The organism is Burkholderia pyrrocinia (genome assembly GCF_022809715.1).
GTDB classification, from domain to species: Bacteria; Pseudomonadota; Gammaproteobacteria; order Burkholderiales; family Burkholderiaceae; genus Burkholderia; species Burkholderia pyrrocinia_C.
Genome location: NZ_CP094461.1, coordinates 741,963 through 760,326, shown reverse-complemented (window position 1 = coordinate 760,326; position 18,364 = coordinate 741,963). Strand labels below are relative to the sequence as shown.

19 protein-coding genes and 2 pseudogenes are annotated in these 18,364 nt (G+C 67.4%); 13 read left to right on the top strand and 8 right to left on the bottom strand.

All coding sequences use genetic code 11. The features are described 5' to 3' along the window. Positions 1-22 precede the first annotated feature (22 nt). The 3 genes and pseudogenes from MRS60_RS33525 to MRS60_RS33515 all read right to left on the bottom strand — a co-directional run. Positions 23-166, bottom strand: coding sequence for a hypothetical protein (locus MRS60_RS33525; protein ID WP_181152246.1), 144 nt, complete (start codon positions 164-166; stop codon positions 23-25). Continuing rightward, positions 163-498 (bottom strand): hypothetical protein, encoded by a 336-nt coding sequence (locus tag MRS60_RS33520; RefSeq protein WP_034184442.1) that lies wholly within the window; start codon positions 496-498, stop codon positions 163-165. Before MRS60_RS33520 ends, MRS60_RS33525 begins: the two co-directional genes overlap by 4 nt. After that, a pseudogene (locus tag MRS60_RS33515) lies at positions 495-778 on the bottom strand (MgtC/SapB family protein); the annotation flags it as partial. The pseudogene MRS60_RS33515 and the gene MRS60_RS33520, both read right to left, overlap by 4 nt. 268 nt (positions 779-1,046) lie before the next feature. On the opposite strand from MRS60_RS33515, the gene MRS60_RS33510 reads away from it, so the two are divergent. Both MRS60_RS33510 and MRS60_RS33505 read left to right on the top strand, forming a co-directional pair. Continuing rightward, entirely contained in the window at positions 1,047-1,289 is a 243-nt protein-coding gene (locus MRS60_RS33510; protein WP_034184441.1) for a DUF6566 family protein, read from the top strand. Then, positions 1,286-1,432 (top strand): hypothetical protein, encoded by a 147-nt coding sequence (locus tag MRS60_RS33505; protein ID WP_243566965.1) that lies wholly within the window; start codon positions 1,286-1,288, stop codon positions 1,430-1,432. Before MRS60_RS33510 ends, MRS60_RS33505 begins: the two co-directional genes overlap by 4 nt. Before the next feature lie 53 nt (positions 1,433-1,485). On the opposite strand, the gene MRS60_RS33500 is transcribed toward MRS60_RS33505, so the two are convergent. Then, positions 1,486-2,160 (bottom strand): HAD family hydrolase, encoded by a 675-nt coding sequence (locus MRS60_RS33500; protein WP_243566964.1) that lies wholly within the window; start codon positions 2,158-2,160, stop codon positions 1,486-1,488. Between the two features lie 224 nt (positions 2,161-2,384). On the opposite strand from MRS60_RS33500, the gene MRS60_RS33495 reads away from it, so the two are divergent. Then, positions 2,385-3,596: a sugar transporter gene (locus MRS60_RS33495; RefSeq protein ID WP_243566963.1), complete on the top strand. Its 1,212-nt coding sequence runs from the start codon at positions 2,385-2,387 to the stop codon at positions 3,594-3,596. 140 nt (positions 3,597-3,736) lie between these two features. Here the strand turns inward: MRS60_RS33495 and MRS60_RS33490 are convergent, their stop codons facing one another. After that, positions 3,737-4,513, bottom strand: a complete 777-nt coding sequence (locus MRS60_RS33490) for an SDR family NAD(P)-dependent oxidoreductase (protein ID WP_243566962.1) — start codon at positions 4,511-4,513, stop codon at positions 3,737-3,739. A 158-nt stretch (positions 4,514-4,671) separates the two neighbouring features. Here MRS60_RS33490 and MRS60_RS33485 point away from each other — a divergent pair, with 158 nt between their 5' ends. Both MRS60_RS33485 and MRS60_RS33480 read left to right on the top strand, forming a co-directional pair. Then, complete coding sequence (locus MRS60_RS33485; RefSeq protein WP_034184437.1) at positions 4,672-5,574, top strand: LysR family transcriptional regulator; 903 nt, start codon at positions 4,672-4,674, stop codon at positions 5,572-5,574. A gap of 107 nt (positions 5,575-5,681) precedes the next feature. Then, positions 5,682-6,200 (top strand): hypothetical protein, encoded by a 519-nt coding sequence (locus MRS60_RS33480; protein WP_131949590.1) that lies wholly within the window; start codon positions 5,682-5,684, stop codon positions 6,198-6,200. A 105-nt stretch (positions 6,201-6,305) separates the two neighbouring features. Here MRS60_RS33480 and MRS60_RS33475 read toward each other — a convergent pair whose 3' ends face one another. The 3 genes from MRS60_RS33475 to MRS60_RS33465 form a co-directional block, all read right to left on the bottom strand. Further along, positions 6,306-7,475 carry a helix-turn-helix domain-containing protein gene (locus MRS60_RS33475; RefSeq protein ID WP_243566961.1) on the bottom strand — a complete coding sequence of 390 codons (1,170 nt, stop codon included), beginning with the start codon at positions 7,473-7,475 and terminating at the stop codon, positions 6,306-6,308. Between the two features lie 160 nt (positions 7,476-7,635). Continuing rightward, positions 7,636-8,763 (bottom strand): NAD(P)-dependent alcohol dehydrogenase, encoded by a 1,128-nt coding sequence (locus tag MRS60_RS33470; protein WP_243566960.1) that lies wholly within the window; start codon positions 8,761-8,763, stop codon positions 7,636-7,638. Between the two features lie 14 nt (positions 8,764-8,777). Continuing rightward, entirely contained in the window at positions 8,778-10,250 is a 1,473-nt protein-coding gene (locus MRS60_RS33465) for a benzaldehyde dehydrogenase (RefSeq protein WP_243566959.1), read from the bottom strand. A gap of 661 nt (positions 10,251-10,911) precedes the next feature. On the opposite strand from MRS60_RS33465, the gene MRS60_RS33460 reads away from it, so the two are divergent. From MRS60_RS33460 to MRS60_RS33425, 8 genes and pseudogenes are all read left to right on the top strand, one after another. Further along, a complete protein-coding gene (locus tag MRS60_RS33460) occupies positions 10,912-12,048 on the top strand; it encodes a muconate/chloromuconate family cycloisomerase (protein ID WP_243566958.1) in 1,137 nt (378 codons plus the stop codon). Positions 12,049-12,099: 51 nt separating this feature from the next. After that, positions 12,100-13,035 (top strand): catechol 1,2-dioxygenase, encoded by a 936-nt coding sequence (gene catA, locus MRS60_RS33455; protein WP_243566957.1) that lies wholly within the window; start codon positions 12,100-12,102, stop codon positions 13,033-13,035. 114 nt (positions 13,036-13,149) lie between these two features. Further along, the gene (locus tag MRS60_RS33450) at positions 13,150-14,508 is read left to right on the top strand and encodes a Rieske 2Fe-2S domain-containing protein (protein ID WP_034184430.1); all 1,359 of its coding nucleotides are present in this window, start codon (positions 13,150-13,152) and stop codon (positions 14,506-14,508) included. Continuing rightward, positions 14,505-14,993: a benzoate 1,2-dioxygenase small subunit gene (gene benB / locus MRS60_RS33445; RefSeq protein WP_131949585.1), complete on the top strand. Its 489-nt coding sequence runs from the start codon at positions 14,505-14,507 to the stop codon at positions 14,991-14,993. The genes MRS60_RS33450 and benB overlap by 4 nt, the downstream gene beginning before the upstream one ends. Positions 14,994-15,032: 39 nt before the next feature. After that, a complete protein-coding gene (benC, locus tag MRS60_RS33440; RefSeq protein ID WP_034184428.1) occupies positions 15,033-16,055 on the top strand; it encodes a benzoate 1,2-dioxygenase electron transfer component BenC in 1,023 nt (340 codons plus the stop codon). After that, the gene (benD, locus tag MRS60_RS33435; protein WP_243566956.1) at positions 16,052-16,828 is read left to right on the top strand and encodes a benzoate diol dehydrogenase BenD; all 777 of its coding nucleotides are present in this window, start codon (positions 16,052-16,054) and stop codon (positions 16,826-16,828) included. The genes benC and benD overlap by 4 nt, the downstream gene beginning before the upstream one ends. 80 nt (positions 16,829-16,908) lie before the next feature. Continuing rightward, positions 16,909-17,307, top strand: coding sequence for a RidA family protein (locus MRS60_RS33430; RefSeq protein WP_243566955.1), 399 nt, complete (start codon positions 16,909-16,911; stop codon positions 17,305-17,307). Between the two features lie 428 nt (positions 17,308-17,735). After that, positions 17,736-18,260: pseudogene (locus tag MRS60_RS33425) on the top strand (low affinity iron permease family protein). Positions 18,261-18,364 lie beyond the last annotated feature (104 nt).

The window sequence follows — 18,364 nt, the reverse complement described above, 5'->3', positions numbered from 1 at the left end:
ACCGCTGTACTGCCGCTTGCACTTACATGCGCGGGATGGAGCGGATGTCCGTGCTGTCGCCCGCGGCGCGATCGTCGTCCGGCGGCAGCGCGGCGGCCGCGGCATCGTCCGGGCCTGCCGTTGCGATGGCGGCGAGCCGCACGCTCCTGCGGTCCGGCGCGATCATCGTGCGTCGACGTCCCGGTCGCCGTCGATGCGCTGCAGCAGCACGTCGCAGCGGGCGCGCAGCGCCTGCAGCTCCGGCGAACGGGCGTCGAGCCGTACGCGTTCGCCGTTTTCGAGGCCGTGCGTGACCGCGATCTCGTAGATCTCCTGCGCGATCGTCGCGGCTGCGCTCGCGATCCTGATCCGGTCGAGCCAGCTGCATTCGGCGTGATGGCACGCGAGCCACGCGCGCAGCGCACCGACGCGCTGGCTGATGGTGAGCCATCCGCCGAACCGCATGCGGGCGGCCAGTTCGCTCGTCACGAGATAGGAGAGCAGGTCGGTCTGGGTCACACGAAGCTCCTTGACGAAGTGTCGGGGCGGCAGGTCCGCACGCCGGCGATGTTTTGCAGCGTCTTGCCGAGCGTTGCAAATTCCGGTCCGCTCGTGCGCGAGAACGGGGCCGGGATGTCGTCGGTGTCCGGATCGTCGTCCGACTGCCTGACGATGAACCGCTTCACGCGCACGCGTCGCGCGCCGGGTGTATCGTGCAGCGTGCCGAGCGTGAGATCGCTACGCTCGACGACGAGCGCAGCGTGCGCGGTTGACGCTGCGCGATGACGCGGCATTCGAGCCGCGAGCATCACGAGTGCCGGGCAGCGCGGCCGGCAGCAGGGGGCCGACGCGTTCGAGGTGCCCGATCATGATGTGCATTCCTTCCGTTTCGCCCAAACGCTTACCGGTAGCGGTTCGACGCGCAATGGGGCTGTAAGGGGACGCAAGGGGGCGCAAGGCGCGTGCCGGCCGGGCACGCTGCGTGCGAGCAGGGCGGCCGGCGCGCGCGGCGCTCGGGCGGCGCGCATTTTTTGCATCGTCATCGCAGATAAGCACAGGAGGCCATCGTGCAACATCAACAGGATGCACAGGTTCGAGACCCGTATCGCGGCCACGAGATCCTCGTATGGGCGCGGCGCAACGATAGCGGCGCATGGCGCGACGAGGTGCAGGTGTATGTCGGCGGCGAGCGCATCGAGCTGGTCGAGCCGGCGGCCGCCGGCCCCGAATGGCTGACCGAGAACGAAGCATTGCGCGCGGGTGTCGAGCGCGGTCGCTACCTGATCGACAAGCGCGTCGACGACGATTGACCGGGACGCATCGACGTACGATCCGCGCACCCGCGCGGTCTGCCGGTACGACCCCGGCCGCGATGCGCGGCCTTGCCCGCAGCCGCTACGAAATCGACGTGAACCCGGCCGGCCGCGTGCTGTTCGCCGTGCCGGCCGCGTGAAGTGCGCGCGGGGGGCTCAATCCGGCGCAGGCGACCCCGGTGCGGCGGATGGTCTACGGCCGCGCGGCGATTTCATCCAGATGCCACAGCAGATCCGCCGGATCGTCGTACACGCGCAGCGCGCCCGCACGTTCCAGTTCGTCGCTGCCGTAGCCGCCCGACAGCAGCCCGACGCCGAGCGCGCGGCAGCGGCTGGCGGCGAGCATGTCCCAGATGCTGTCGCCGACGACCACCGTGTGTTCGATCGGCACGTTCAGTTGCGCGGCCGCGGTCAGGAACAGGTCGGGGTCCGGTTTCGCATATTTCACCTGGTCGCGCGTGACGACGACGTTCTTTGCCGGATCGACGCCGAGCGCCTCGAGATTGATGGCGGCCGTTTCCATCCGCCCGCTGGTGGCGATCGCCCAGCGGATGCCCGCGCCCGACAGCGCGGCAAGCAGCTCGCGCGCGCCCGGCAGCGGCCGAACCTGCGCGCGCAGCCGCTGGTACGCGGCCGCATGCAGCCGGGCGAGCCGTTCGACGCGCTCGGCGTCGATGTCGCCCGCCGTCTCGCGCAGCAGCTGGTTCAGGAACAGCCCGCCGCTCATCCCGATCTTGCGGTGGATGCGCCACACCGACAGTTCGATGTCCTCGGCATCGAGCGCTTCCTTCCACGCGAGCACGTGCTGATAGACGCTGTCGACGAGCGTGCCGTCGAGATCGAACAGAAAAGACGTTTCAATACGCATGTGAATCTCCTGGCTCGATAGGGTTCGAGCGAATCGTCGATGAAAATCCTGCCGACACATTATCGGCGCGCGGCCATGTCATGGCGATGTCCCGTGGCCCCAACGTGCCGCGCCGTGCTGCGACGAGTCAGGCACCGCTGGTACAATCGCGGCGATGCGCCGGGCCGGGCCCGGGCCGGACTTTTCCGCGCCGTACGCGCCCCCAACCCTCGTCGATCCCAGGTATGGCAACACCGGACGCCGTCAGTTCCAGTCAATCGTGGTGGGGCGTATGGGCCCTGGCACTCACCGCCTTCATCTTCAATACCACCGAGTTCGTCCCCGTCGCGCTGCTCAGCGCGATCGGCGACAGCCTGCACATGCAGCCGACCGACGTCGGCCTGATGCTGACGATCTATGCGTGGGCCGTCGCCGTCGTGTCGCTGCCGCTGACGCTGGTCACGCGTCATGTCGAGCGCCGCAGGCTGCTGGTCTGGGCGCTGGTGGCGTTCATCGTCAGCCATATCGTCACCGGTATCGCGTGGAATTTCGCGGTGCTGATGGTCGGCCGGCTGGGCATCGCGTGCGCGCATGCGGTGTTCTGGTCGATTTCCGTCCCGCTGGCCGTGCGGCTCGCGCCGAGCGACCGGAAAAGCCGTGCGCTCAGCATGCTGGCGATGGGCACGTCGATCGCGATGGTCGCCGGCATTCCGCTCGGGCGCGTGATCGGCGAGGCGTTCGGCTGGCGCGTCACGTTCCTGATCATCGCGGGCGCGGCGGGCATCGCGTTGCTGCTGCTGCGCGCGACGCTGCCGGAACTCCCGAGCCAGGGCGCCGGATCAGTCGGCAGCATCGGCGTATTTCTGCGCAAGCCGGCGCTGGTGGCGCTGTACGCGATCACCGTGCTCGTCGTGTCCGCGCATTTCACGTCGTACACGTACATCGAGCCCTTCGTCCAGAGCGTCAACCACGCGAGCAACAGCCGGATCACGTATGTGCTGATCCTGTTCGGCATCGCCGGCATGCCGGCCGCGGTCTGCTTCAACCGCGTCTATCCGCACCAGCCGGACAAGTTCCTGCTGGCGTCGATCGTCGCGTTGTCGGGCTGCCTGTTGATCCTGTTCCCGTGCGCGCTGAACATCGTCACGCTGTCCGTGCATACGCTGGTCTGGGGCGGGGCGATCGTCTGTTTCGGCCTCGCGATGCAGGCGTGGGTGCTGAAGCTGGCGCCGGAGGGGACCGACCTGGCCGTGTCGATCTTCTCGGGCCTGTACAACGTCGGCATCGGCGCCGGTGCGCTGCTCGGCAACCATATCGCGGGCGACTTCGGGCTGCCGTGGGTCGGCACCTTCGGCGGCGTGGTCGGCGCGTTCGCGGTCGGGATCGCGTGGCTCGCGTTGCGCCTTCACGCGAAACGGGCGGTGGCGGAGCCGACACCGGCCTCCGGCGTGCAGTGAAGTGAAGGCGGCAGCGGCCCGATGCATTCGCTTCCCGTGCGAACCGGGATGCGCGAACCGACCGCGCGCTGCCATTTCGCGCTGTCGGTCCGGTTACGCGACGATGAGCCGCCACGGCATCTAGGTTCGCGCTTCAGGCGTCATGCAATCGAATAGCCGCCGTCGGCCACGAGCGCATGCCCGGACACATAGCTGGAATCGTCCGATGCGAGGAACGCGACGATCGTCGCCATCTCCTCGGCGGACCCCCACCGTCCTGCCGGTGTCGCTGCGGCAAAGCCCTCCCGCGCATCGTCCGACGGCCAGATGCCGCGATGATGGAACGGCGTTTCGATCAGTCCGGGGCACAGTGCGTTGACGCGGACGCCGCGCTTGAACCACTCGATCGAAGCCGTCTTCGTCATCCCGATCACCGCGTGCTTGCTCGCGATATAGACCGACGCATTCTCGAAGCCGATGAGCCCGCCCATCGACGCGTTGTTGATGATGCTGCCCGAGCCCTGACGCAGCATGATTTCGGCCGCGTACTTCATCGAATTGAACACGCCGCGCACGTTCGGTTCGAACACCATGTCGAATCGTTCGGCATCCTGCTCGAGCAGCGGCGCGAACACGCCTTCCGTGCCGGCATTATTGAATGCGATGTCGAGGCGTCCATAGGTCGAAACCGTGAAATCGAACAGCTTGCGGAGCTCGTCTTCGTTCGCGACGTCCGCGGCGAAGGCCTTCGCTTCGCCGCCGGCGGCCGTGATTTCGTCGACCAGTCGATCCAGTTCGGTCTTGCGCCGTGCGGAAACGACGACCTTCGCGCCGCGCCGCGCGAGTTCGATCGCGGATGCGCGGCCAATGCCGGAACTGGCACCCGTCACCAGTGCGATGCGGCCCGCGAGTTGAGCCGGATGTGTGCTTGCGTTCATGATGAGATTCCCCAAAGTGGTTGACCATTCACGTCGAAGCGACGTCTGATGCTCATTGTGGTCGTTCGTCGGTCGCAAAAAAATGGAACAATGGCGCATTCAGAATTCCCGTTTCGGGAATTGAAACCGCTTCTTCGCGAGCGTCAAAAGGGTTCCTCATGCTCAACCGGCTCGACATCCTGAAGATCTTTTCCGCGGCGGCCACGGCGCCCACGTTCCGCGAGGCGGCCGCGCGGCTCGGTGTGTCGCCGCAGGTCGTGACGCGCGCGGTGCGCGAACTGGAAGAGATGCTGGGCGAAACCCTGTTCCACCGGACGACCCGCAGTATCCGGATCACCGCCTTCGGGCAGTCGTTTGCGCTTGAAGCGCAGGCGGCGCTTTCAGCCGTCGACGGGCTGTTCGGCGCCGCGAACGGTCAGGTCGACGAGCCGGTCGGCGTCGTCAGGATCACGGCCCCGTCAGGCATGGGGCGTCATTATGTCCAGCCGGTCCTGACCGATCTCATGCAGCGGTATCCGGGTCTCGTGCCCGACCTGCGGCTGTCGGATGTGCCCTCGCCGGTGGTCGACGAACAGATCGACATCGGCGTGCGGGTCGGGGCGATCGGAGACAACCGCTTCGTCGCGCGAATGGTCGGGCCGTTGCCGATGTGGGTCGTTGGCGCTCCGTCGTTGATCAAACGGCTGGGCGAGCCGAAAAACCTCAAGGCACTGGAATCGATGCCGGTGACGTGCCTGATCGACCGCGCGAGCGGTCGGGCGTGGCCGTGGATTTTTCGCGCGGAGCAGCAATTCAAGCCCGCGTCGCCGGCCTATCTGACGGACGACGCCGAGGCTGAGATCGACGCCGTGTGCGCAGGGCTGGGATTCGGCCAGTGCTCGGAATATCTCGTCCGGCCGTACATCAAGAAGGGGCGCCTGGTGCGGTTGCTGTCCAGCCTCGAACCCGAACCGTGGAAGTTGCACGTCTATCGGCCGCGGCGCGGCCCGATACCCCGTCGTATCCGGGTGGTGTACGACGAACTGGTGGCGAAGCTGGCGCAGGCAACGTGGCGAGGGTAGTCGGTGGCGCCGGGTTGAGTCGGCGCCACCGACCGGCCGGTAAAGGTTGCCGCGCCATGCTCCGGATGGGGACCTGACGAGGTTCGCCGCCCCGCGTCGGAGGGCACGTGGAAAGCCGACATATTGCGGCATCATCATGGGGCCGACGCACCCGCGCCCGGGTGCCCAACGATCGACTGGAGACCTGCATGCCGATACCCCGGATTGAAACGCGCGACGCCATGGGCGATCCCGATGTCGTCCATGTGAACCCGGATCACGTGCTCTGGATGTCGCTGCCGACTGCCGCGCACCGGCGGCCGGACAGCATGGCCATCCGCGTGGACGATCGCGTCAAGGGCGGCAGTTTGCTGATGGCCGACCATCCGCCGGCCGCTCGACTTCTGCAGGACCTCGGCCCGTTCGTGACGGTGACGCTGGCGAACCCGTCGTCAGACTATCCGGACGGTCTCGTGCATATCCGCGCGCATGCGATCGTCAAGATCGCGACGGACGAGCACGACAAGCCGCTGGCAGACCGGACGCTGGGCTGGGTCCATGTCCAGGACGGCTCGGCTTTCAAGATCAGGGATTACGCCGGCGTGGCCGCGCAATGGCAGGCGTCGGTCGCAGCGGCTGGCCGCTGACCCTTCGGTGGCGTGGTCTGCGCGTTCGTGGTCGAGATCGCCTGGTTCGCGTGGCGGCCGCATGAGAGGCGGGCCGCGGCGTAGGCACCATCGCCGCACGCAGTGTCAATGCGGCCCGTCGTTCGTGATTCCCGTTGCATCGAGCTGCCTGAGCTTCGCGTACAGCGTGGTGCGCGAGATGCCGAGTTGTCGCGCAGCGGCCGACACATTGCCGTCGTGCTCGTCGAGCGCACGGCGGATCGCGTCGAGCGACTGCTCGTGCAGGCTTGCCTGCGGGCTGGCGGCCGGCGCGGTGCCGCACACGTCGGCGGCGTCTTCGAGCGCATCGGATTGACGCCGCATCGTCGCACGATCGAGCGGCGCGCGCACGGCCCGAACCCAGACGTGACTGCCGTCGTCGCGCGCGATTCGCTGCGGCGTACGCGCGGGTGTCAGCAAACGACGCTGCTGCGCGGGCGTCGCGCCGGGGAAGAGTTGCCGGAGATCGCGCGGTTCGATCGGCCCGGCAGGCGCGAGGTCGAGCATCTGCCGAGCGAGCCGGCTCGCCGCGCGCACGCGGCCCGCCTCGTCGAGTGCGACGACGCCCGCGAGCGGTGTGCCGAGCCAGCGCGGATCGTGCTGTACCTGCAGCAGATGGCAGTCGCGCAGCATCGCATACAGCCGCTGCTCGGCGGACAGCGCCGCATGCCGGAACTGCTCGCGCAACTGCACGACATTGCGCCGGCCGACGCCGGTGATGTCCAGCGCGCCGATCACTTCCCCGTCGAAACCGACCAGCGGCACCGCGAGACAGAACACGCGCGACAATTCGTCGAGATAGTGCTGGGCGCCCGCGACGACCGCCTCGGTGCCGTCGTGAATCACACAGCTCGGCGCGGTCGTGCCGATGTTCGGCTCGACGATCCGGCGTCCGGCGATGATCGGCGTGAGCAGCGCGTCGTCGCAATGCGGGCTGCGCCGCGCATGGATGATCGTGCCGCGCGGATTGACGCAGAAGATCGTCCAGTCGCTGCCGCCGAACGCGGCCCACAGCGGCTCGATTTCCTGCGCGACGCAGCGGTACAGCCGCCGGTCCGCGCGCGATTCGTCGAGCTCGCGCTGCATTTCATAGCGGGCGGTTTGCCACGGCCGGAGCCCGGCGTCGCGCGAGCGCAGCCACGAGCGCGCGACGCTGGCCGGCAACGCCGTTTCCGGCAGCGGTTCGCCCGCCGCGAAGCGGGCGCGGAGCCGGTCGAGGTCGACCGGCCGCGAGGGGGATTCGGGTGCCGTCTTCACGCTGCGCTCCATGAGGGTCGAAGGTCCGGGCCGGGCGTGCCGGCGCGGCGTGTCGCGCGAATGCGTAATATAGCCCGGCGCCCGAAGCGGCGTATTTTCACGAAAGGGGCCGCCGCCGCGTGCCGCCGAGTGGCCCCGGCAGCGGGCGGCGCCCCCGCGCTCAATGCGGCAAACGGAGGATCGGCTTGAGCGTGATGCCGTTGCTGCTGTCCTCCGCGGCCTGGTTGATCTGGTCGAGCGGATAGAACTTCACCAGCCGGTCGAACGGAAACCGCCCTTGCAGATGGAGCTGGACGAGCTGCGGGATGAACGTCTGCGGCACGCCGTCACCTTCGACGATGCCGCGGATCGAGCGGCCGCCGAGCAGCAGGTTGTTGACGTCGAATTCCGCCTTCGTGCCGAGCTTCGGCGCGCCGACCACGCCCATCGTGCCGCGCGAGCCGAGCGCTTCGATCCCTTGCGACAGCACGGCGGGCAGCCCGGTCGATTCGAGCGCGAAGTCGACGCCGCCGCCGGTGATCGTGCGGATCGCGTCGACGACGTCGACTTCCTTGCTGTTGATCGTGTGCGTCGCGCCGAGCTCCAGCGCCAGCGCGAGCCGCGACGGCACGATGTCGACGGCGATGATGGTGGTTGCGCCGGCGACGCGTGCGGCCATCACGGCGCTCATGCCGACCGCACCCGCGCCGAAACTCGCGAAGCTGCTGCCCGGGCGCACCGCGAGCGAGTGGATCACCGCGCCGGCGCCGGTCTGGATCCCGCAGCCGAGCGGCCCGAGCAGTTCGAGCGGCGCTTCCGGCGGCACCTTGATCGCGTTGTTCTCGCGCGCGAGCGCGTAGCTGGCGAACGACGACTGCGCGAAGAAATGATCGTGCAGCGGCTGCCCGTGTTCGTCGCGGATCGCGGTCTGCCCGTCGGCGTCGGCGCCGCCGAAATTCAGCCCGAAGAAGTGCCGGCAGTACGCGCCGTGACCGCCGACACAGGACGGGCAGTGACCGCACGCGCCGTAGGTGAGCACGACGTGATCGCCCGCGGCGAGCGTCGTCACGTTCGGGCCGACCGCTTCGACCACGCCGGCGCCCTCGTGACCGAGCACGGCCGGCAGCGGCACCGGGTAGTACTGGTCGCGCACGATCAGGTCGGTGTGGCACAGGCCCGTCGCGACGACGCGCACCCGCACCTCGTCGTCGCGCGGCGCGCGCAGGCGGGCGGTTTCGATCGAGAAGGGCGCGCCGGCCGCGCGCGCGACGGCTGCGGTGACGACGCGTGAATCGTTTTCCGTGTACATGTTCGGTCTCCTTGTCAAATCGGATACGGCGGCGCTTCACCCTTGATCGTCAGCCACTGCCACTGCGTGAACTCCTCCCAGTTCGCGGCACCGCCGATGCTCGAGCCGTTGCCCGATGCGCCGACGCCGCCGAACGGGTTGATCACTTCGTCATTGACCGTCTGGTCGTTGATGTGCAGCAGCCCGGTGTTCAGGCGCTCGCCGATCCTCAGCGCCCGGCCCACGTCGGCGGACAGGATCGCCATCGACAGCCCGTATTCGCTGCGGTTCGCGAGCGCGATGGCGTCCTCGTCCGTATCGAACGGCACGACGACCGCGACCGGCCCGAAAATCTCCTCGTCGAACGCCGGGTTGCCCGGCGCGACGCCGCTCAGCACGGTCGGCTCGAAGAACAGGTCGCGATGGCCGCCACCCGTCTCGACATGCGCGCCCGCGCGACGGGCTGCGTCCACCAGGCTCGCCGCATGATCGAGCTGCGCGGCATTGATCAGCGGCCCGAGGCCGACGTCCGCGGTCGCGGGATCGCCGACGCGCAGGCTTCGGGCCTTCTCGACGAGCTTCGCGACGAAGCGGTCGTGAATGCCGCGCTGCACGAGCACGCGGCCGGTCGCCATGCAGATCTGGCCTTGATGCAGATACGCGCCCCATGCGGTATTGGCGACGGCGCGGTCGAGGTCGGCGTCGTCGAGCACGATCAGCGAGTTCTTGCCGCCGAGCTCGAGCGAGACCTTCTTCAGGTGGCGGCCGGCCGCCTCGCCGACCTTGCGCCCCGCCGCGGTGGAGCCGGTGAACTGGATCATCGCGATGTTCGGATCGGCGACCAGCGCGGCGCCGGCCGCGCCGTCGCCGGGCAGGACGTGCAGTATGCCTTCCGGCAGGCCGGCGAGCTCGAACACGCGGGCAATCGCGACGCCGCCGCACACGGCGGTACGCGGATCGGGCTTCAGCACGACCGCGTTGCCCAGCGCAAGCGCCGGCGCGACCGCGCGTATCGCCAGGTACAGCGGGAAATTGAACGGCGAGATCACGCCGACGACGCCGCGCGGGCGGCGCCGCGCGAGCGACAGCCGGCCGGCCGCCGACGGCAGGACTTCGCCGGCCGCGCGCGACGGCAACCCCGCCGCCTCGTGCAGCGCCTTGATCGTGACGGACGTTTCGAACGACGCCTTCGCGCGCGTCGATCCGCTTTCGCGCACGAGCCAGTCGACGATCGAATCGAAGTGCGTTTCCGCGACGGCCGCCGCGCGGCGCAGGACGGCCGCGCGTTCGTCGTACGGCAGGCCGAACCACGCGGGCTGCGCGCGATGCGCGGCGGCTGCCGCATCGGCCACCGCCGCGCCGTCCGCGAGGCCGACGCGGCCGAGCGTGTTGCCGGTCGCGGGTTCGATTACGTCGACCGCGTGCGGGCTGGCGTGCCAGCGCCCGTTGAAAGTCTTGCCGTGCCAGACGCCGGCGTCGAACAGTGCCGTGTTGCTGCTGCTATCCATGTACGCTCCTGAGGAAATTCCGACCCGCCGGATCGGGCCTTGCATTGCGCCGACCGGCATGCGCGCGAGGGTAGGCGGCCGAGAGGAAGCGGAGCCATCCGGGTTTGTTCCCACCCGCCGTGCCCGCGCCGGCCGGTGGGGGCACGCGTCGACGTGTGCGGAAACTGAACACTCCGATACCGCCGTGCGAACGGCGTGTCGTTTCCGCCGTCACGGCGGCAGGGACGCGCGCCGTCGAGCGAAACAGCGGGTGTCGCCGCACGAATCGGCGAGCACGTCGGTATCCGCGTACCGATTTCCTGCCGATCGCGTTCACCGAAGTCGAAGTCGCAATCCGGAAGGCCAACCACGCCGTTGTTCCATCAGGAAAACCCTGATCCCGTCCCGGTGGGACACGGATTTCGGCCGGATTCCCCGGCTCGGAGCGCCGCCGCGTCACGCCCTCGCGCAAGCAGTGGCTCGAGCGCGCGCAACCCGCGCCATCAAGCCTTCCGGCCCATATACCTATCCACACAAGGTATGGCGCATCGCAATATTTCGCGTATCCAGTCCTATTTCAATACCTGTAAGGTATCGAAAAACACGCCTAAAAGTATTGGACGGTGAATTTGCCCGGCGCGTATAAATCCGTTCCATGAACTCCCCACACGCAGCGCGCCCCATGTCCACCGTCACCATCGAACGCATCGAAACCCGTCTCGTCGACCTGCCGACGATCCGCCCGCACAAGCTGTCGGTCGCGACGATGCACGGCCAGACGCTGATGCTCGTGAAGGTGTTCTGCAGCGACGGCGCGACGGGCATCGGCGAAGGCACGACGATCGCCGGGATGGCCTACGGCCCGGAAAGCCCCGAGGCGATGAAGCTCGCGATCGACACGTACCTTGCACCGGCGATCGTCGGCAAGGACGCGACCCGCATCCAGACGCTGATGGCATTCGTCGGCAAGCTCGCGAAGGTCAACCACTTCGCGAAGAGCGCGCTCGAGACCGCGCTGCTCGACGCGCACGGCAAGCGGCTCGGCGTGTCGGTCGGCGAGCTGCTCGGCGGGCGCCGGCGCGACCGCCTGCCGGTCGCATGGACGCTCGCTTCCGGCGACACGGCCACCGACATCGCCGAAGCCGAACGCATGCTCGACCTGCGCCGCCACAACGTGTTCAAGCTGAAGATCGGCGCGAAGTCGCCGGACGCGGATATCCGGCACGTGGCCGAGATCAAGAAGGCCGTCGGCGATCGCGCGTCGGTGCGCGTCGACGTGAACATGGCTTGGAGCGAAACGCAGGCCGTGCGCGCGATTCCGGCGCTGGCCGATGCCGGCTGCGAGCTGGTCGAGCAGCCGGTCGCGTCGGCCGCGGCGCTCGCGCGCCTGATGCGCCGCTTCCCGGTCGCGCTGATGGCCGATGAAATCCTGCAGGGCCCCGACAGCGCATTCGACATCGCGAAGCATCACGGCGCGGACGTGTTCGCGATCAAGATCGAGCAGAGCGGCGGGCTCTTCGCAGCACAACGTGTGGCCGCGATCGCGGACGCGGCCGGCATCGAACTGTACGGCGGCACGATGCTCGAAGGCGCGTTCGGCACGGTCGCTTCCGCGCACCTGTTCGCGAGTTGCGCGAACCTGCAGTGGGGCACCGAACTGTTCGGGCCGTTGCTGATCACCGAAGAGATCCTGACGCAGCCGCTGGATTACAGCGATTTCGAACTGACCGTGCCGGACGGCCCCGGTCTCGGCATCGAACTCGACGAGGACAAGGTCAGGCGTTTCACCCGCGACGGGCTGACGAAAGTCGCGCGGTAACCCGAGTCACGCAAAGCCGTCATTCCCCTAAATACACATGGAGACATCATCATGAGCGTCAAAGTTTTCGATAGCCGGGAAGTGCAGGATCTGCTGAAGGCCGCGTCGAACGCCGGCGGCAACGGCGGCAACGCGCGTACCCAGCAGATCGTGCTGCGCCTGCTCGGCGACCTGTTCAAGGCGATCGACGATCTCGACATCACGCCCGACGAAGTGTGGGCCGGCGTCAACTACCTGAACAAGCTTGGTCAGGATGGCGAAGCAGCGTTGCTCGCGGCCGGCCTCGGCCTCGAGAAGTATCTCGACATCCGGATGGACGCCGAGGACAAGGCGGTCGGCCTCGACGGCGGCACGCCGCGCACGATCGAAGGGCCGCTGTATGTGGCGGGCGCGCCGGTGCGCGACGGCGTATCGAAGATCGACCTCGACGCGGACGAAGGCGCGGGTCCGCTCGTGATCCACGGCACGGTGACCGGCCTCGACGGCAAGCCGGTAGCGGGCGCGGTGGTCGAATGCTGGCACGCGAACTCGAAGGGCTTCTACTCGCACTTCGACCCGACCGGCGCGCAGACCGAATTCAACCTGCGCGGCGCGGTGAGGACGGGCGCCGACGGCAAGTACGAATTCCGCACGCTGATGCCGGTCGGCTACGGTTGCCCGCCGCAGGGCGCGACCCAGCAGCTGCTGAACGGCCTCGGCCGCCACGGCAACCGCCCGGCGCACGTGCACTTCTTCGTCGACAGCAACGACCACCGCAAGCTGACGACGCAGTTCAACATCGCCGGCGATCCGCTGATCTGGGACGACTTCGCGTACGCGACGCGCGAGGAACTGATCCCGCCGGTGATCGACAAGACCGGCGGCACGGCGCTCGGCATGAAGGCCGATGCGTACCAGGACATCGAGTTCAACTTCGTGCTGACGCCGCTGGTACAGGGCAAGGACAACCAGATCGTCCACCGCCTGCGCGCAGCCGCGACGGCCTGACCGCCCGCCGGCGCGGCGCGGATGCGCCGCCGCCGGCCGGGTCCCCTCGAGATTCAACCGATACCGATGCGAGCGTGCGTTGCAGGACGCGGCACGCGCATGGGAGGAGCCAACATGTCCGCCACCCTCGACCAAGCCAACGAACTGGATCACCTGCTCGCCACCGCCGTGCAGGATGACAAGGAGGCCGGCGTATTCCGCTGCCGCCGCGACATCTTCACCAATGCCGAGCTGTACGAACTCGAGATGAAGCACATCTTCGAGAGCAACTGGGTGTATCTGGCGCACGAAAGCCAGATCCCGGACAACAACGACTACTACACGACGTGGATCGGCCGCCAGCCGGTGGTCGTCACGCGCGACAAGACCGGCGAGCTGCATGCGGTGATCAATGCGTGCGCCCACAAGGGCGCGATGCTGTGCCGCCGCAAGCACGGCAACAAGGGCAGCTTCACGTGCCCGTTCCACGGCTGGACGTTCTCGAACACCGGCAAGCTGCTGAAGGTGAAGGACGAGAAGACGACCGAGTATCCGGTGCAGTTCAACACGAACGGGTCGCACGACCTGAAGAAGGTCGCGCGCTTCGCGAACTATCGCGGCTTCCTGTTCGGCAGCCTCAGCGCCGACGTGCTGCCGCTCGAGGACTACCTCGGCGAAACGCGCGTGATCATCGACCAGATCGTCGACCAGGCGCCGAACGGGCTCGAAGTGCTGCGCGGCAACTCGTCCTACATCTACGAAGGCAACTGGAAGATGCAGATGGAGAACGGTTGCGACGGCTACCACGTCAGCACCGTGCACTGGAACTACGCGGCGACGATGGGCCGCCGCAAGGAAGACGGCACCAAGGCCGTCGACGCGAACAGCTGGAGCAAGTCGGTCGCGGGCGTGTACGGCTTCGACAACGGCCACATCCTGCTGTGGACGAAAACGATGAACCCGGAAGTGCGGCCCGTGTACCAGCACCGTGAAGAGATCAAGGCGCGCGTCGGCGACGTGCAGGCCGATTTCATCGTCAACCAGACGCGCAACCTGTGCGTGTACCCGAACGTGTTCCTGATGGACCAGTTCAGCACGCAGATCCGCGTCGTGCGGCCGCTCGGCGTCGACAAGACCGAAGTCACGATCTTCTGTTTCGCGCCGAAGGGCGAGAGCGAAGCCGACCGCACGCTCCGCATTCGCCAGTACGAGGATTTCTTCAACGTGACCGGCATGGGCACCGCCGACGATCTCGAGGAGTTCCGTGCATGCCAGGCCGGCTATGCGGGCATTACGGCGATGTGGAACGACCTGTCGCGCGGTGCGCCGCTGTGGGTCGACGGCCCGGACGAGAACGCGAGGAAGATGGGAATGAACCCGCGCATCTCGGGCGAGCGCAGCGAGGACGAAGGGCTGTTCGTGTGCCAGCACGAACACTGGGTGCAGGTGATGCGCGATGCGCTGAAAAAGGAACGCGGGGAGGTGGCGGCATGAACTTCGATTACCGAACCATCTGCGCCGCGCTGTATCGCGAAGCGCGCCTGCTCGACGATCGCCAGTGGGACGAGTGGCTGACCTGTTACGCGGAAGACGTCACGTACTGGATGCCCGCGTGGGACGACGACGATCGGCCGACCGACGACCACCAGAGCCAGATCTCGCTGATGTACTACCCGGATCGCGGCGGCCTCGAGGATCGCGTATTTCGGATCAAGACCGAGCGCAGCGGCGCATCGACGCCCGAGCCGCGTACCAGCCACAACGTGACGAACGTCGAGGTGCTGGCCGAACGCGGCGACGAGGTGGACGTGCGCTACAACTTTCACACGCTGAACCATCGTTACCGCGTGACCGATCACTTCTTCGGCACGATGTTCGTCACGTTGCGCAAGGCGGGCGACGCATGGCTGATCTCGTACAAGAAGATCTTGCTGAAGAACGACTACATCCGGCAGGTGCTCGACGTCTATCACGTCTGACGCCGTTGTTTTGTCATGAAGGGAAGTGGAGGTGATTCCATGTCCAGCTACAAGATTGCACTGAATTTCGAGGACGGGGTGACCCGCTTCATCGACTGCAAGGCCGGCGAGAAAGTCCTCGACGCGGCCTTCCGCGCGAAGATCAACCTGCCGATGGACTGTTCCGACGGCGTGTGCGGCACCTGCAAGTGCCGCGCCGAAAGCGGCAGCTACGACCTCGGCGACGACTACATCGACGACGCGCTCACCGAAGACGAAAAGGACAGCGGCCTCGTGCTGACCTGCCAGATGGTGCCGCAAGGCGATTGCGTGATCGCGGTGCCGACGTCGTCGGTCGCATGCAAGACCGGCCACAGCGGGTTCGCCGCGACGGTGACCAAGGTCGAGCAGCACAACGATGCGGCCGTCGTGCTCGAACTCGACGTCGGCGCGGCCGCGCCCGTGTTCCTGCCGGGCCAGTACGTGAACATCGACGTGCCCGCGAGCGGCCAGCACCGTTCGTATTCCTTCTCGTCGGCGCCGGCCGACGCGAAGGTCAGCTTCCTGATCAAGAAGATTCCCGGCGGCGTGATGAGCACGTGGCTCGAATCGGCGCGGCCGGGCGACAAGCTGGACCTGCACGGGCCGCTCGGCAGCTTCTACCTGCGCGACGTGCAGCGGCCGCTGCTGTTCCTCGCGGGCGGCACGGGCCTCGCGCCGTTCCTGTCGATGCTCGAGGTGCTGGCGCGTACCGGTTCGCAGCAGAAGGTGCACCTGATCTACGGCGTGACGCGCGATCTCGATCTCGTGCTGGTCGACGCGATCGAGGCGTATGCGGCGAAACTGCCGAACTTCAGCTTTGCGACCGTCGTCGCGGACGCCGGGTCGAGCCATCCGCGCAAGGGTTGGGTCACGCAGCACATTCCGGCCGATGCGCTGAACGACGGCGACGTCGACGTGTACCTGTGCGGGCCGCCGCCGATGGTCGACGCGGTGCGCACGTACTTCGACGACGAAGGCGTGAAGCCGAACAGCTTCCACTACGAGAAGTTCACCCCCAACGTCACGGCAAAGGCGGCATGATCATGCAACGATTCTCGGGCAAGGTCGTCGTCGTTACCGGCGCGGCGCAGGGCATCGGCCGCGGCGTCGCGCTGCGCGTGGCGGCCGAAGGCGGCAAGGTGCTGTTCGTCGATCGCGCGGATTTCGTCGCCGAGGTGGCGGCCGAAGCGACGGGCGGCGAGACGGCCGGATTCGTCGCGGATCTCGAAACCTACGAAGGCGCGCACGCGGCGATCGCGTGTGCGGTGCAGACGTTCGGCGGCATCGACATCCTGATCAACGGCGTCGGCGGCGCGATACGCATGCGCCCGTTCGCCGAATTCGAGCCGGCACAGATCGACGCGGAAATCCGCCGCTCGCTGATGCCGACGCTCTATACGTGCCACGCGGCGCTGCCGCACCTGCTCGCGCGCGGCGGCGGCACGATCGTCAACATCTCGTCGAACGCGACGCGCGGCATCCGCCGCGTGCCGTATTCGGCGGCGAAAGGCGGCGTCAATGCGCTGACGCACGCGCTCGCGATGGAATACGCGGAGCACAACATCCGCGTCGTCGCGACCGCGCCGGGCGGCACCAGCGCGCCGCCGCGCCGCGTGCCGCGCAATGCGGCCGGCGACAGCGAGCAGGAACAGGCGTGGATGAGCGAAGCCGTGCGGCAGGTGACCGATTCGACGTTCTTCAAGCGTTACGGCAGCCTCGACGAGCAGATCGCACCGATCCTGTTCCTGGCATCCGACGAAGCGAGCTACATCACCGGCACGGTGCTGCCGGTCGCGGGCGGCGATACGGGCTGAGCGGTGCGCGGTGAAGCTGCTTGCACGTGTTCATCGATAACCAACCGGCCGGCGCCGAGACGCCGGCCACGGAGACATTCATGGGTGATCGCAAAGCCATCGTTCCGGCCGGAATGGAAGCGGTGTACGAAAAAATCGGCTACGCGCCGGGCCTGAAGGTCGGCGATACGCTTTACGTGTCCGGCCAGATCGGCCGCGATGCGGCGATGCAACTGGTCGAAGGCCGCGAAGCGCAGATCGTGCAGGCGTTCGAGAACCTGAAACGCGTGCTGGAGGCGGCCGGCGCATCGTTCGACGACGTGGTCGACCTGACGACGTTCCATACCGACATGCGCGACCTGCCGCTGTTCATGCAGGTTCGCGACCGTTACGTCGATGCGCATCCGAAGCCGGCGTGGACGGCGGTCGGCGCGCACATGCTGGGCGGGTCGCCCGGTTACATCGTCGAGATCAAGGCGGTGGCGGTGCTGCCGGAGTGACGCGTTGCAGGAGCGGGCTTCAACCTGTCGATCCCGCGGAGGCTCCAGTTCGCAGGTTGCGCACGAGGCTATGTTCAATCAGTCCGCCGGTCGGTTGCTTTCATTCGGTTGACGGGGCGGGACGGTCGAAGTCGGTTTCGTGTACGAAGTAACGGAGCGTGGGCAGCCCGGACGCGTGGAACCCTCGGCGAACCGCATTCGACGCATTCCCGAACAGCCGGGACCGGGCAGGCTATGCAAGCGCGGCGGGTGAATTGCAGGGGATGGTTTGGCGCGCGTTGATTTGCGCTTTATGACCGGAGGCCGCGGTTCGAGCCCGCCGGGCACGCGAAATGCTCGTCGAAATACTCGTTCGTCGACGGCGCCCGCATACGGGCCGAACCCCGTGCCGCACGCGCCGCGATCGACAGTCTCATCCGGGAGGCACCATGCGCGAATCGAACGATTCATCCCGCGGCCGTCCACGCGCTGGCGGCGGAGCGGCGGCCGATCCACGGTTTGTGCCGGCCAGGCATCCCGTTACGCGTGCATTCGAACGCCTGGCGTCGCACGTGACCGTCTGGGCCGGTTCGCCGGTCGCGTTCGGCAGCGCGGTCGCCGTTATCGTCGTGTGGCTCGTCAGCGGGCCGCTGTTCCATTATTCGGATGCGTGGCAGCTCGTGATCAATACCGGGACGACGATCGTCACGTTCCTGATGGTGTTCCTGCTGCAGCACAACCAGAACCGCGACAGCGTTGCGCTGCACCTGAAGCTCGACGAGCTCGTCGCCGTGACGCGCGCGGCGAACGATTAGCTGATCGGGATCGAGGATGCGTCGGAAGACAAGTTGCGCGAGCTTGCCCGGAACTATCTCGAACTGGCGAAGCGGGCCGCCGCGAGCGAGGGCACGCCGGGCACCGGCGACGATCGCGGAACGGCCGACGATCAGCCAGGAACCCGGCGGGAATCGTGACGGGCGCGCATGCATGCTTCGCTATCGGGCCGAGCATCCGGATTTTTCAAATGCTTGTCATTTCGTGACCGTCGGGTACGGACATATGTGTCCGACAACGCAGG

Excerpts from the sequence above, each read along its gene's own strand:
- MRS60_RS33495 (WP_243566963.1), top strand. The coding sequence starts at position 2,385 with ATGGCAACACCGGACGCCGTCAGTTCCAGTCAATCGTGGTGGGGCGTA.
- MRS60_RS33465 (WP_243566959.1), bottom strand. The coding sequence starts at position 10,250 with ATGGATAGCAGCAGCAACACGGCACTGTTCGACGCCGGCGTCTGGCAC.
- MRS60_RS33430 (WP_243566955.1), top strand. The coding sequence starts at position 16,909 with ATGGGTGATCGCAAAGCCATCGTTCCGGCCGGAATGGAAGCGGTGTAC.
- MRS60_RS33450 (WP_034184430.1), top strand. The coding sequence starts at position 13,150 with ATGTCCGCCACCCTCGACCAAGCCAACGAACTGGATCACCTGCTCGCC.
- MRS60_RS33525 (WP_181152246.1), bottom strand. The coding sequence starts at position 166 with ATGATCGCGCCGGACCGCAGGAGCGTGCGGCTCGCCGCCATCGCAACG.
- MRS60_RS33470 (WP_243566960.1), bottom strand. The coding sequence starts at position 8,763 with ATGTACACGGAAAACGATTCACGCGTCGTCACCGCAGCCGTCGCGCGC.
- benB (WP_131949585.1), top strand. The coding sequence starts at position 14,505 with ATGAACTTCGATTACCGAACCATCTGCGCCGCGCTGTATCGCGAAGCG.
- benD (WP_243566956.1), top strand. The coding sequence starts at position 16,052 with ATGATCATGCAACGATTCTCGGGCAAGGTCGTCGTCGTTACCGGCGCG.
- MRS60_RS33500 (WP_243566964.1), bottom strand. The coding sequence starts at position 2,160 with ATGCGTATTGAAACGTCTTTTCTGTTCGATCTCGACGGCACGCTCGTC.
- benC (WP_034184428.1), top strand. The coding sequence starts at position 15,033 with ATGTCCAGCTACAAGATTGCACTGAATTTCGAGGACGGGGTGACCCGC.
- MRS60_RS33490 (WP_243566962.1), bottom strand. The coding sequence starts at position 4,513 with ATGAACGCAAGCACACATCCGGCTCAACTCGCGGGCCGCATCGCACTG.
- MRS60_RS33460 (WP_243566958.1), top strand. The coding sequence starts at position 10,912 with ATGTCCACCGTCACCATCGAACGCATCGAAACCCGTCTCGTCGACCTG.
- MRS60_RS33485 (WP_034184437.1), top strand. The coding sequence starts at position 4,672 with ATGCTCAACCGGCTCGACATCCTGAAGATCTTTTCCGCGGCGGCCACG.
- catA (WP_243566957.1), top strand. The coding sequence starts at position 12,100 with ATGAGCGTCAAAGTTTTCGATAGCCGGGAAGTGCAGGATCTGCTGAAG.